Annotated in this window: 9 protein-coding genes and 1 pseudogene; 5 read left to right on the top strand and 5 right to left on the bottom strand. The window is 44.4% G+C overall.

Annotated features, from left to right (window positions below; genetic code table 11):
• Positions 1 to 59: 59 nt before the first annotated feature.
• From MSG93_RS18095 to MSG93_RS18080, 4 genes and pseudogenes are all read left to right on the top strand, one after another.
• Positions 60 to 6,038: a YadA-like family protein gene (locus MSG93_RS18095; RefSeq protein ID WP_420714327.1), complete on the top strand. Its 5,979-nt coding sequence runs from the start codon at positions 60 to 62 to the stop codon at positions 6,036 to 6,038.
• Positions 6,039 to 6,101: 63 nt separating this feature from the next.
• Positions 6,102 to 6,491, top strand: a pseudogene (locus MSG93_RS18090) (outer membrane protein assembly factor BamE); the annotation flags it as partial.
• 178 nt (positions 6,492 to 6,669) lie between these two features.
• Positions 6,670 to 7,395, top strand: a complete 726-nt coding sequence (locus MSG93_RS18085) for an AraC family transcriptional regulator (RefSeq protein WP_324622843.1) — start codon at positions 6,670 to 6,672, stop codon at positions 7,393 to 7,395.
• A 20-nt stretch (positions 7,396 to 7,415) separates the two neighbouring features.
• Positions 7,416 to 8,309: a LysR family transcriptional regulator gene (locus MSG93_RS18080; protein ID WP_005283307.1), complete on the top strand. Its 894-nt coding sequence runs from the start codon at positions 7,416 to 7,418 to the stop codon at positions 8,307 to 8,309.
• A gap of 187 nt (positions 8,310 to 8,496) precedes the next feature.
• On the opposite strand, the gene MSG93_RS18075 is transcribed toward MSG93_RS18080, so the two are convergent.
• From MSG93_RS18075 to MSG93_RS18060, 4 genes are all read right to left on the bottom strand, one after another.
• Entirely contained in the window at positions 8,497 to 8,883 is a 387-nt protein-coding gene (locus MSG93_RS18075) for a carboxymuconolactone decarboxylase family protein (protein ID WP_005283308.1), read from the bottom strand.
• 287 nt (positions 8,884 to 9,170) lie between these two features.
• Complete coding sequence (locus MSG93_RS18070; RefSeq protein ID WP_009509767.1) at positions 9,171 to 9,662, bottom strand: flavin reductase; 492 nt, start codon at positions 9,660 to 9,662, stop codon at positions 9,171 to 9,173.
• 87 nt (positions 9,663 to 9,749) lie between these two features.
• On the bottom strand, positions 9,750 to 10,778 hold the full coding sequence (locus MSG93_RS18065) for a methionine synthase (protein ID WP_005283314.1): 1,029 nt from the start codon (positions 10,776 to 10,778) through the stop codon (positions 9,750 to 9,752).
• Between the two features lie 36 nt (positions 10,779 to 10,814).
• Entirely contained in the window at positions 10,815 to 11,783 is a 969-nt protein-coding gene (locus MSG93_RS18060; protein ID WP_262755600.1) for a DUF1852 domain-containing protein, read from the bottom strand.
• A 386-nt stretch (positions 11,784 to 12,169) separates the two neighbouring features.
• Here MSG93_RS18060 and MSG93_RS18055 point away from each other — a divergent pair, with 386 nt between their 5' ends.
• Positions 12,170 to 13,579 carry a methylenetetrahydrofolate reductase C-terminal domain-containing protein gene (locus tag MSG93_RS18055; protein ID WP_324622842.1) on the top strand — a complete coding sequence of 470 codons (1,410 nt, stop codon included), beginning with the start codon at positions 12,170 to 12,172 and terminating at the stop codon, positions 13,577 to 13,579.
• 106 nt (positions 13,580 to 13,685) lie between these two features.
• Here MSG93_RS18055 and MSG93_RS18050 read toward each other — a convergent pair whose 3' ends face one another.
• Positions 13,686 to 14,378 carry a hypothetical protein gene (locus tag MSG93_RS18050; protein ID WP_324622841.1) on the bottom strand — a complete coding sequence of 231 codons (693 nt, stop codon included), beginning with the start codon at positions 14,376 to 14,378 and terminating at the stop codon, positions 13,686 to 13,688.
• Between the last annotated feature and the right edge of the window lie 166 nt (positions 14,379 to 14,544).

Raw genomic sequence — 14,544 nt, 5'->3', positions numbered from 1 at the left:
TTGCGGTAGAGCTGTCGCGGGATCTGGATGTAGACAGTGTCACCGCAGGCGATACCGTGATGAATAGCGATGGAGTCAGCATTGCTGATGGTCCAAGCATGACCAAGTCAGGCATTGATGCAGCAGGTAATAAAATCATTAATGTTGCCGAAGGTGATATCAATCCAGACTCGAAAGATGCGATCAATGGTAGCCAGTTAGCCAACAATGCACAAAGCGTTGCGGATGCCTTGGGCGGTGGCTCAACGGTGAATCCAGATGGCACCGTATCTAATCCAAGCTATAACATTAATGGCACAGATACAAACAACGTTGGCGATGCCTTGGCAGAGCTGGACAAAGGCTGGACACTGCAAAGCAATGGCGCCAATGATGGTGCAGTTCGAGCAGGCGATGTAGTTGATATCGGTACCGCAGATGGCGAAGAAAACTTACAGGTGACGAAAGAAGGCAATGACATCAAGTACAGCCTGAACCGTGATCTGAAAGTGGACAGCGTGACTGCAGGCGATACGGTCATTAACAACGACGGCATGACCATTGCCGATGGCCCAAGTGTAACCAAGTCAGGCATTGATGCAGCAGGGAATAAGATTACTAATCTTGCACCAGGTACAGATGGGACTGATGCAGTCAATAAAGATCAGTTAGATCAGGTAGCACAAGATGCTGATGATAAGACGAATCGTCTGGGAGAAAGTACAGCCAGTGGTCTGGGCGGTGGTTCAAGCTATGATCCAGAAACAGGTACCGTTTCTAACCCAACTTACAACATCAATGGCACAGATACCAATAACGTTGGCGATGCCTTGGCAGAACTGGACAAAGGCTGGACCTTGCAAAGCAATGGCGCCAATGATGGTGCCGTGAAAGCTGGCGATGTAGTTGATATCGGTACCGCAGATGGCGAAGAAAACTTACAGGTGACCAAAGAAGGCAATGACATCAAGTACAGCCTGAACCGTGACCTGAAAGTGGACAGCGTGACTGCAGGCGATACGGTTATTAATAATAACGGTATGACCATCACGGGTGGTCCAAGTGTGACCAAGTCCGGCATTGACGTTGCTGGTAACAAGATCAGCAATCTTGCTCCAGGTACTGAAGGGACTGATGCAGTCAATAAGGATCAGTTAGATAGTGGGGTTGCTGCATCGAAAACTGAAGTGGAAGCAGGTAAAAATATAACGGTTGACAGTAAAACGGGTGATGATGGTCAAACGATCTATACCGTTGCAACTGCGGATGATGTTGAATTTGATTCAGTCAAAGTTGGTGACGTCAATATTGATGGGGCAACTGGCAAGATTAGTGGTGTTGCAGCAGGTGATGTCAATCCAGACTCAACCGATGCGATCAACGGTAGTCAGTTAGCCAACAATGCACAAAGCGTTGCGGATGCCTTGGGCGGTGGCTCAACAGTAAATCCGGATGGCACTGTAACCAACCCAACGTACAACATCAATGGTACCGATACTGCCAATGTGGGCGATGCCTTGGCAGAGCTGGACAAAGGCTGGACCTTGCAAAGCAATGGCGCCAATGATGGTGCAGTTCGAGCAGGCGATGTAGTTGATATCGGTACCGCAGATGGCGAAGAAAACTTACAGGTGACGAAAGAAGGCAATGACATCAAGTACAGCCTGAACCGTGATCTGAAAGTGGACAGCGTGACTGCAGGCGATACCGTTATGAACAATGATGGTATGACCATCACGGGTGGTCCAAGTGTGACCAAGTCAGGCATTGATGCAGCAGGTAATAAGATTACCAATCTTGCTCCAGGTACAGACGGGACTGATGCAGTCAATAAAGACCAGTTAGATCAGGTGGTTGCGGGCAATGATAACCGTACCAGTAAATTGGGTGAAACGACTGCCGGAGCGCTTGGTGGAGGAGCAACCTATGATCCAACTACGGGCGCGATTTCAAATCCAACCTACAATATCAATGGTAAGGATACCATCAATGTGGGTGATGCCTTGGCAGAGCTGGACAAAGGCTGGACCTTACAAAGCAATGGCGCCAATGATGGTGCAGTTCGAGCAGGCGATGTGGTTGATATCGGTACTGCAGACGGCGAAGAAAACTTACAGGTAACGAAAGAAGGCAATGACATCAAGTACAGCCTGAACCGTGACCTGAACGTGGACAGCGTCACTGCAGGCAACACGCGTCTGGACAATACTGGCGTTGAAGTTAAAGATCCGGTAGGCAACAGTACTACTCTGGTTGCAGGAGGAACCATTGTCCAAGACGCGCAAGGTAATACGAATGCGAATACCGCCGCAGGAACGACCATCAAGAATGCTCAGGGTGATACTACACTGCTTAATACCACAGGTTTGGCATTTACCAATGCCGCGGGTGATTTAGTTGGCCCAAGCGTGAGCCGCACAGGTGTTGATGCTGGTGGTCTGAAAGTAACCAATGTTGCGGAGGGTGAAGTTGCCGCAGATTCGAAAGATGCCATCAACGGTAGTCAGCTAAATGATACAGCAGGCTCTGTTGGCGATATTCTTGGTGGAGGGGTTACCAATGAAGGCGGCAAGCTGAATGGTCCATTCACAGTGAATGACAAAGGCTATGACACGGTTGCGGATGCAATTCAGGGAGAAGCCGCAGCAGCGAAAACTGAAGTTGAAGCTGGCAAGAACATGACGGTTGACAGTAAAACGGGTGATGATGGTCAAACGATCTATACCGTTGCAACTGCTGATGATGTTGAATTCAACACAGTCAAAGTTGGTGACGTCAATATTGATGGTGCAACCGGCAAGATCAGTGGTGTTGCAGCAGGTGATGTCAATCCAGACTCAACCGATGCGATCAACGGTAGCCAGTTAGCCAACAATGCACAAAGCGTGGCGGATGCTTTAGGTGGTGGCTCAACGGTCAATCCAGACGGCACCGTATCTAACCCAAGCTATAACATTAATGGCACAGATACCAACAACGTTGGCGATGCCTTGGCAGAGCTGGACAAAGGCTGGACCTTGCAAAGCAATGGTGCCAACGATGGCGCAGTTCGAGCAGGCGATGTGGTTGATATCGGTACCGCAGATGGCGAAGAAAACTTACAGGTAAGCAAAGAAGGCAATGACATCAAGTACAGCCTGAACCGTGACCTGAAAGTGGATAGCGTGACTGCAGGCGATACGGTTATTAACAATGACGGCATGACCATTACTGATGGCCCAAGTGTAACCAAGTCCGGCATTGATGCAGGCGGTAAAAAACTGACCAATGTTGCTCCTGGTACAGTCAGTTCAGACTCAACCGATGCTATCAATGGTAGTCAGCTCCATGCGCAAGGCGAAGGTGTCCGTAATATTATTGGTGGCGACACCGTATATGATCCAAATACTGGAGGCTATACCAACTCAGATATTGGTGGCACAGGTGAAGACAATATCAATGATGCGATTGGCTCAATCGGAAAAGCTGCCGCGGCTGCTAAAACTGAAGTAGACGCTGGTAAAAACATAACGGTTGAAAGTGCAATAGGCGATGATGGCCAAACCATCTATACCGTTGCAACCGCGGATGATGTTGAATTCAACACAGTCAAAGTCGGTGACGTGAATATTGATGGTGCAACTGGCAAGATCAGTGGTGTTGCAGCAGGTGATGTCAATCCAGACTCAACCGATGCGATCAACGGTAGCCAGTTGGCCAACAATGCACAAAGCGTTGCGGATGCCTTGGGTGGTGGCTCAACCGTGAATCCGGACGGAACTGTGACTGCGCCAAACTACACAGTGAATGGTACAGACCTGAACAATGTTGGCGATGCAATCACTGAACTGGACAAAGGCTGGACCTTGCAAAGCAACGGCGCCAATGCAGGTGCGGTGAAAGCGGGTGATACGGTTGATATCGGTACTGCAGATGGCGAAGAAAACTTACAGGTAAGCAAAGAAGGCAATGACATCAAGTACAGCCTGAACCGTGACCTGAAAGTGGACAGTGTGACCGCAGGTGATACCGTCATTAACAATGACGGCATGACCATTGCGGGCGGCCCAAGTGTAACCAAGGCCGGCATTGATGCAGGCGGTAAAAAGCTGACCAATGTTGCCCCTGGTACAGTCAGTGCAGACTCAACCGATGCCATCAATGGTAGCCAGCTCCATGCGCAAGGCGAAGGTGTCAAGAATATTATTGGCGGTAATACCCAATATGATCCAAACACAGGTCGTTACACCAACCCGGATATTGGCGGCACAGGTGAAGACAACATCAATGATGCCATTGGTGCAGTAGGCGCTGCTGCCAAAGCTGCGAAAACCACAGTCACCGAAGGCGATAACATGGTGGTAACGGAGACCAAGAATGCCGATGGCAGTACCAACTATGAAGTTGCCACAGCCAAAGACGTCAAGTTCGATAGCGTGACCGCAACCGATGACGAAGGCAACGAAACCGTACTGACGGCCACAGGTACCCAGGTCAAAGACGGCGAAGGCAATGAGGCCGAATATGGTGCCAAAGGCATTAGCCTGAAAGATGCTGACGGTAATGGAACTGTTGTGAACTCAACAGGTCTGGGCTTTGTTGATCCAATGGGGAATAACATTGGACCAAGCATTACTGCCAAAGGCATTGATGCAGGCAACACTGTGATTACAGGTGTGGCGCCAGGTCGAGTTGCAGCTGATTCGCAAGATGCAATCAACGGTAGCCAATTAAAAGGTGTGTCGGATAGTGTTGCAGGAGCCATTGGTGGTAATACGACGGTGAATCCGGACGGCACGCTCAACACCAGCAACATTGGCGGAACAGGCAAAGACAACATCCATGATGCGATTGGTGCAGTAGGCGATGCCGCGAAAGCAGCGAAGTCTACGGTGACAGAAGGCAAAAACATTGTTGTGAAAGAAAGCAAGAATGCGGATGGCAGCACGGACTACGAAGTATCGACTACACCAGATCTTGAGGTTGACAGCGTGACTGCTGGAGGCACCAAACTGGATGGAGAAGGCTTACATATCGATGGTGGTCCAAGCGTGACCAAAGACGGTATCGATGCAGGTGACAAGAAAGTCACAGGCGTAGCCGATGGTGAAGTTGCCAAAGACTCGAAAGATGCGATTAATGGAGGTCAGATCAAAGATATATCAGACAGTGTTGCAGGTGCGATTGGTGGTAACACAACCGTAAATGATGATGGCACGATCAGTACCAGTAACATTGGAGGTACAGGTCATAACAATATCAATGACGCAATTGGTGCTGTAGGTGATGCAGCCAAGGCAGCGAAGTCATCGGTAAGCAATGAAGACAAAAACATCACTGTAAAAGAAAGCAAGAAAGCGGATGGCAGTACTGACTATGAAGTTGGTCTGGCAAAAGACATCACTGTAGATAGCGTTACTGCAAAAGATGTAAATGCAAACCAGGTCAATGTTGCAGGTGACCAAGGTAGCACAACCATCACGGGTGGCGGCATCAGCATTGCTGGACCAAACGGCGAAGCAGGACCAAGCATGACTACAGGTGGCATTAATGCAGGTGGTAAGAAAGTGACTGGCGTGGCAGATGGAGCAATTCATAGTGCTTCAAAAGACGCAATCAATGGTAGCCAGTTACACCAGTCTTATCAAGATGTTGGCGCAGCCTTAGGTGGTGGTGCAGGTTATGATCCGGCAAAAGGCTGGACAGGACCGACCTACAATGTTGCGGGTGGTACCCATAACAATGTTGGCGATGCCTTAGGTGCAATTGATGATCGTGTTACCAATCTGGGCGATCAGATGCAACAGGTCTTCTATGATACCAATAAACGAATGGATAAATTAGAAGACAGAATGTCTGCGGGTATTGCTGCAACAGCGGCACTTGAAAATGCTCCTTATGTTGCTGGTAAGCTAACCATGGCTGCGGGCGCCGCTTATTACAACGATCAGAGTGCGGTCGGTGTAACCTTTAGACGCACAGCAGATAATGGTCGCTGGTCATTGACAACGGGTGCGGCAATGGGAAGCGAAGGCAATAGTCCGCTTGTCCGTATTGGGGTAAGTACTGTAATTGACTAAAAGGTTGAGGAGAGCTGTAAAGCTCTCCTTTTTTTCTTGAATAACAATGAGGTGGGAATAGCAATGAAAATGATCCAGATCTTAGCTACGCTGATACTTGTCAGTATGTCGTTTGGTAGTCAGGCAGAAACTCAAGGTGAAGCCGAGTTAACGCCTGCTCAGGCGCTAAGTTTTCCTGAAATAGATAAAAGCTATCTCAAACTGGTGAAACGTTATGAATATAACGATGTTGCCCGTTTAGATATCGGTATGAACAAAGATCAATTCCGTCATATCTTGGGCAATCCACACTTTAATGAGGGATTATTTGCAGTAAGAACCTGGAATTATGTACTGGATATTCGTGTACCAAATACACAAGATTATAAGCGTTGTCAGTTACGTATCGATTTTAACAAGGAATATATTGCAGACCGTTTGTCTTGGAAAGGTGATGACTGTGAGGGACTTATTATCTAAAACCACAGTACGCAATAGCAGATCCGTTTATTCGGATCTTCATAAAAATGAACAAGTATTCATTGCTTGTTCATTTAACTTTCCTAAAATGATTATTTTATTGATCTCAACTGTTTAAGATTCTATTTCAAATTTTGTTAGAGTTTATAGAACTGTAAATGAGATAGATAACATGTTTCATACTTTTTCACATTGTGAAAAAAATATAAAACTGCATCTTATTGAAATCGGGAATAAAGATCTGAAGCATGCGGTTATCTTTTTTCTTTTAGATGTAGATAAGTTTTTTTCTATCATTAATAATTTATCTCTAGATCGTTTTAGAGTTGTTCTTGTTTATCGGTGTGAACTTTTAAGTCCAGAGTTTGTGCTAAATGACTTTTTAGCAGGCTTTGAGATTTTAGTGAACCGTTTTGAAATGGAAACCATTCACTGCATTATAGAGTCCACTCTGGAGGATATTTATAAATATCCATTATATTCTGGAGGATTATTTGATTTTATCACGATGTGTAGAAGCTTTAACGAGATTTGTATAGAGGAGTTTTTTTCCTTACACCGAAACGAGACCAAAGATCCCGTAGATTTTATCAATCGAGTGAACATTCAAATTAGCAATACCTTATCTGAAGGCGAACCTTATCTATTGAAAGTCGCAAAAAAGATGAAATTGACACCTAGAGTACTTTCAAAAAAAATAAAAAATGAAGGTGAGGAATTTAAGCTTCTAGTCAAGCAAAAAAGACATGAGAAAGCTTTGTCGTTATTACAAAATAAGGATGTGAGTTTATCTGATATTGCTTATACATTGGGGTATACAGAACATAGTGCATTTACACGTGCATTTAAAGCCTGGACAGGATGCTCGCCTTGTCAGTTCAGGAAGTATTTTAAATAACTCAATGTGAGGCATAAAATTTGGATATTAGGGATTTGAGAACCTTTATATACGTTGTTGATAATCAATCAATAACGATTGCTTCAGAGAAGCTTGGAGTGAAGCAATCAACAGTCACCAAGCGTATTTATAATGTTGAGGAAAAAGTAAAAGGTGCGCTACTGAATAGAAAAACACGTCCCCTGCAATTGACACGGTTAGGGGAAAAGGTTTATTTCAAAGGCTGCTTTATTTTAAAACAATTAGAATTACTTAAAAGTTTTCAGGATGAGAGTAATGAAATTTTTAAAGAGGTGTTAAAGATTGGAATACCGCAAACACTGATTGATGATTTATTGGATCCTGTTATTTATGAATCTAAACGGATGGAGGATTTCTCTGACATTGATATTTCAAGTGGCTGGGGTCGTAGTCTGGTTCAACAAATATATGAAGGTGAAATTGATTTGGCGGCATTGATGATTCCATCAAACCTGCAGTTACCTGAAAATATAAATTTTTCAAAGATTGGTTCACTTCCTTTTGTAATTGTTGGCAGGAAAGACGAAGCTTATCAATATAATAGTCTGGAAAAATGTAGTAAAAAAGGTTGGATTTTACATCCCGAAGGATGCTGCTTCAGAGAAAGTCTGGCTAAAATTTTATACAATCAGCGGTTAGGATTTTATATCAATAAAGAAATCTTTGGCGCTGAGCTTCAATTACAAAGTATTTTGAAGGGTGAGGGTCTGGGAGTTTTTCCTAAACCCTTTTTTGAAAAGTTCGCATTAAAAAATAATGGATTGGAAATTATTGAATTAAATGATTTTGCTCTTCATTTAAATGTCGGCGTTGTGATTTCTCCCGATGTCGGAGCTGATCAAACCAGTGCTTTTATTCAGATCATTAAAAAACATTATTTTAATGCTAAGTGAATAAATAGATTGCATAAAAAAAATACCTAATCGATAGACTAATCGCATTGTCCATCGTTAAAGTGAATCCTTATTGTGCAACAGTATCCCTTTTAAGGTTCGCATAAGCTATTTAAAAAGCCCTTTATTCATAAAGGCTTTTTGGGAAAAAGAAGATGTCATTTATTGTAAAGACAATAAAAAATTCTTATGCATCCTTTTGATATTCATTAATCACTTCAAGTGCTGCCCGAAAGGCTTCCTGAGTGGCAGGTGCGCCGCAATAAGGCAGGCTATGTAATAACACTTCCTGTATTTCCTCGACACTGGCGCCATTGTTTAACGCACCGCGAATATGCCCTTTGAGTTCGGTTGGACTTTTCAGTGCAGTTAAGAAGGCGATCGTGACCAGAGAGCGATATTTACGGGGCAATACACCTTCACGCTGCCAGGTTGATCCCCAGGCATGCTCATTAATCCAGTCTTGCAACGGTTGCGTAAAAGGAACGGTATTGTCCTGTGCACGTTTTACAAATGATTCGCCCATGACTTCGGTACGAACTTTTAATCCATTTTCAAAATCTTGTTGTGACATATTTTTACTCTTTTAAGCATGCAACAGAAAGCGTAAGGTTGCGAAATCCTCTTTATCCTAACCGAATCATTCAAGAAGCTAAAGTGATTGCAATGGACTGACGGTTCTCGAGTTGAATAAAGGAAATTTTTAAACAAGAGGATGAGTGATTCAATCTCGGGAGTACCTCAATTGTGGATAAGTGAAGCGATATCCACAAAGGCCGCAGCCAATTATTTGAGCTGTTGCGATGCATGTCTGGAGTAGGTTTTGAATCGTGCAAAAGAGATCCTGGACTATTATGTGAGTTAAGCGATTTCTGTCTGCCCGACGTGATGATAAGCACGATTAAAATAAACCAGACTGTGCTCATGCTGGCCTTGCTGAATGGCGACGATGCGGCAAATGAAAATGGTATGGGTTCCCACGGCCTGAACCTGCTCAATTTCACAATCAAAATTGACCAGCGCATCTTTTAATACCGGGGCACCGGTTTCTAACTCTGTCCAGACGCCATGTTTAAATCTTTCTTCCGGACTTAAGCGGGATGAAAATGCTGTGGAAATATGCTGATGTTGCGCGCTTAACACATTCACGCTTAACACTTTATTTTCTACAAAATGGACATGGGAACTGGAAGCTTGATTCATACAGACCAGTAAGGTCGGTGGCGTATCGGTCACGCTACATACGGCAGACGCCGTAAAGCCATAACGACCCGTCAAGCCAGCCGTGGTGATGACACTAACGGCGCTGGTTAATAAAGACATTGCGTTTCTAAAGTCTGTCGCTTCAATCATCACGATATTCCCAAATCAAATCCGAGCTGTCTGAATAGAGCAAGGGCTACCTGCTGCAGCCCTTGTCGTTCCACAGTTCGGTAAATATTAAGCGGAGAGTTCTCTGCGAACAATGTCTGCACCTGCACTTAAAGCATGCAGTTTGCCTGTGGCCACCTGACGTGATAACGGTGCCATACCACAGTTGGTCGAAGGATAGAGCTTGTCTGCATCGACGAATTGAAGCGCTTTACGCAGCGTATCTGCAACTTGTTCAGGTGTTTCGATCTGATTGGTGGCAACGTCAATTGCACCCACCATCACTTTTTTGCCACGAATCAGTTCGATCAGATCCATAGGTACACGAGAGTTCTGACATTCGAGTGAGATGATGTCGATTTTAGATTGTTGTAGCTTTGGAAACGCTTCTTCGTATTGGCGCCACTCTGAACCCAGGGTCTTTTTCCAGTCGGTATTGGCTTTGATACCATAACCATAGCAAATATGGACCGCGGTTTCACATTTCAGCCCTTCCAGTGCACGCTCTAAAGTTGCCACGCCCCAGTCATTCACTTCATCAAAGAACACATTAAATGCAGGCTCATCAAACTGAATAATATCAACACCGGCGGCTTCGAGTTCTCGTGCTTCCTGATTCAGGATTTTGGCAAATTCCCATGCCAGTTTTTCACGGCTTTTGTAATGACCATCATAAAGTGTATCAATCATGGTCATCGGGCCAGGCAGTGCCCATTTGATTGGTTGACTGGTTTGCTGACGTAAAAACTTGGCATCTTCCACAAACACCGGCTTTTGACGAGATACGGCACCGACCACTGATGGCACACTTGCATCATAGCGGTTACGGATACGCACGGTCTCACGTTTTTCAAAATCGACGCCGTCCAGATGTTCAATAAAGGTAGTAACAAAATGCTGGCGGGTCTGTTCACCATCGCTGACGATATCAATACCGGCATGGCGTTGTTCTTGTAAGGACAGACGCAATGCATCCTGTTTGCCTTCAATTAATTGCTCATCTTGCAACTTCCAAGGTGACCAGAGTTTTTCAGGTTCGGCCAGCCAAGAAGGTTTTGGTAAGCTGCCAGCAGTTGAAGTCGGTAATAATCGTTTCATAATCAATAATCTTGTTTATCTAGGTGAATTAAAAAATTAATTTGCAGCCCATTGCTGAAGAATCGTGTGGTAAGGCTTGATGAACTGTTCTTCAGTAAATTTGCCTTGTTTAATCGCCAACTGACTGCGCTCTTCCCGGTCATAAACAATACGAGTTAATGAATAGTCCTGATGCTTCAAGCTTGGCTGGTAGGTTTTTCCTGCGACTGAATTCGCGTTATAAATCTCTGGGCGGTAGATTTTCTGGAAGGTTTCCATGGTACTAATCGTGCCGATCAGTTCCAGGTCAGTATAATCATCCAGCAGATCACCGCGATGGTAAAAGGCCAACGGCGCCACGCTATTTGGCGGCATGAAATAGCGAACTTTTAAGCCCATTTTCTCGAAATACTGATCCGTTAACGAATATTCATCCTGCTGATATTCCACGCCCAGCACCGGATGCTGATTTGCAGTTTGATGATAAGTCTTGCTGCTGGAAACGCTGAGGCAAATCACCGGCGATTTATGGAAGTTACTGTTATAGGTAGTTGAGTCCAGGAATGATTTAAAGATTTTCCCGTGCAATTCACCATAGTTTTCTGGAAGGCTAAATTGCGCTTTGTCTTTATTATGTTCCAGCAGTAACACACTAAAATCATAATCGCGCACATATGAGGAAAAATTATTTCCTACAATACCGTCAAAGCGTTGATTATTCTTATGATCCACAATATTGGTTTTCAGGATTTCGATAGTCGGGAAGGTCTCACCTTTACCTTCAACATCAATATCAACCGAAATGATTTCAAGTTCGACAGAATAACGGTCTGCTGTCGGGTTATCCCAATGCGCCAGACTATTAAAACGGTTGTTAATCATTTTTAAGGTATTGCGCAGATTCTCTTGGCGACTTTCACCTCTGGCCAAATTGGCAAAGTTGGTGGTGATTCGCGTATTGTCTGAGGGCTGATAGTTTTCATCGAAACTAATGCGCTTAATCGTAAATGTAAACTCTTTGCTCATGATGATCTGATACCCTAAATTCTGAGATAAAACCTTATTACTTCGTTGCCCTTTCTGGATGTTCCAATTTTTTGGAGTCTCCCAGTCAATCGGATTTTTCAGTCGGTTCTGATATTTGCCAAAGTGGCTTCATCAGAATCAATCCTCAGATTGTCTCGTGTGAAGAGCATGCAGTAATTTATACTTGAAACATGACATGAATAAAAATGATTTTGTTTCACTGAAAAGTGAGTGAAATTCATGTTTAGAAATTTTATGCGCTCTCACGGCCATTTCACGACCCCAAAAATCGTAAAACTTTCCTCTGGTTTACTTTCAAGGTATATCCCTTATAATTTCAGGCCTGCGCTATGGCCCAGAATTCTCCCTTTTTAAATCTTTTCATTATGTCTTTATTTTCTCAGAGCTTAGAGCAAAAACAATTCTATATTCTGGTGGAATATCTATGTTCTAACCGTGATACGCCGGCAGTTCCCCCAAGTCTGGCTGGCTATCCGGCCATGATGACATTGGCTGATCGTGTGCATAGCGATGAAGACCCTGCACCATTAGAGGTGGCACAACAATACGCGCCTGAGATTGAAAAACTTTTGCATTTTTCAGGTAAAGGTCGGGATATTCAAGAATTTGAACATTTTCTCGATCAGGCTGAGCAGCAGGGGTATCACAACCTGCTTTTACTAAGCGGCGATAAACTGAAGAATCATAATTTTGGCCGCGAAATCCCAGCGCAACGGTCTCGTTATCTTGAGTCTGTGAATGCTGTGATGGCGGCCAGACAACGGAATGTGTTTAATATCGGCGTGGCTTTTAATCCGTTTAAATATACGGAAGCAGAGCGGGATGCCCAATATCTGAAACTGCATAAAAAGATCAAAGCAGGCGCAGACTTTCTGATTACCCAGCTTGGATTTGATCTGGATTGTCTTCAGCACAGCCAATCCTTTATCTCTCAGCATTACAAACAATTTCCTTTAATTGCCTGCGTCATGCCGCTGACCTTAAAACGCGCGCAATTTATGCTGAAACATCAGGTTGCCGGACTGGTGATTCCAGCGCATATTGGGCATGTCCTGAAAAGTGAATACGAGGCTGATCCTGTTCAGGCGGAAGCAAATATCTATGCGCGTTGTGCGTTGCAGATCCTGATCTGTAAACATCTTGGGTTTGTTGGGGTGCATTTATCGGCTTGTCACAAGCTATCGGAACAACAAAAACTGGAACAGTTTTTAAAGCAATATGAAAACTGGTCTTTAGCAGCCTGTGAAAAAGCCTGGAAAGACCTGTGGAAAATGGAGTCAGGCCTTGAGCTTAAACCTGAGCTGGCCACTTTTTCAAAACCTGTCCCACCAGCCCAGATTTTAAAATATAAGCAAATGCATTTAATGCATCAGCTTTTTTTTGCGTCTCATGCGGCGCTCGGGATTGGGCGTTTTATTTTTAAAGCCAATTTCTGGAATAAAGCTCGGCCTAATCAGCTTTTATTGAAAATGGAACATTGGAGCAAACATCCACTGGTGGGCTGTGAAAGTTGTGGACACTGCCGACTGGATGACACGCTGTATATCTGCCCTGAAACCTGTCCCAAAGGGCTTGCCAATGGTCCTTGTGGCGGGACAAGTTTAGACCGGTGCGAGTTTGGTGACCGTGAATGTATCCATTCGGTCAAAGCCCGACTGGCGAAGCACCTAGATCAAACCGAGGTGTTGAGGAGTAAACTGATCCCTGCGATTTCAATTGAAACCCGCTATACCAGTTCATGGAAAAACTGGTTTAAACACTCAGAATCACATTGATTATCGGCATTGTTCAAGTCTGTTCTTTACAAGATAGTTGCAGCGTAGGGCAATGCAGTGCCACGCATCATTTTTATGGCTGCGATTAGACCTGAGCAAACGCCTCTTAATGCCACTCTAACTTTCCTCCTGACAGTAGCGTCGCACCCAAGACAACCGGCACATAAATCACCGCACCAACGATCGCCAAAGGCACAATCGCGACCCCTGTGGCCACATCTTTGGCTTTCTTCTTAAAATTGCCCTGACGATGTTGTTCCACTTTTTTCACGATGGAAATGGGATAGGGTTGTTTTAATTGATAGGGAATGGCTTGTTGATTGGCAACCTGTTGATAGATTTGCCCAGAAAGATCAATCGATGCTAAAGGATATTCACAGTTTTCAATTGGAACTAATGCCGAAGTACAGTGAGTGGTGGTTTGGGTAAAGCCCAAGGCCTTTAATTGCTGATATTCACTGGCTGGTAGCAGGCCGATGGGTTGATTATAACGAAGTCTTAAGGTGCTTTTAAACTGGGTATCAGACAGCATTTCAAATTGTATCGGTAGTTGATTCATCAAGGAACGTTGCTCAGGACGCGTATGCTGAATGATATTAAAGACGGTTGCACCGCCCTGATCCGCGATGTAGGTATAACGTTCTCCAGCAAAAACAATCTGCTGCTGGGTTGGGGTGGCCATTTTTCCAATCGCAATAATTTTATCCTGAAGCACGGGGTGGTATGCATATTGAGGCGGAAGCGTTGAACAGGCAGTTAAACTGGTCAGGGTCACAAGCGTGAATAGTTTTTGAGCCATATTTTGTAGTATCTATTTTATTGAACTTATAAGCCTTTAATTATAGATGAATTTCGTGAATTTCTCTCATTGACTTTAGCCGCAGTAATTTCCACTCAAAATGTGTTGTTGAGCGAGATCTGAGCATGCTGAAAAGTTAAAATGATGAACTGGGTATGGTGCGGTT

This window comes from Acinetobacter sp. IK40 (assembly GCF_035615075.1).
GTDB classification, from domain to species: domain Bacteria; phylum Pseudomonadota; class Gammaproteobacteria; order Pseudomonadales; family Moraxellaceae; genus Acinetobacter; species Acinetobacter courvalinii.
This window is presented reverse-complemented; position numbering and strand designations above follow the sequence as displayed.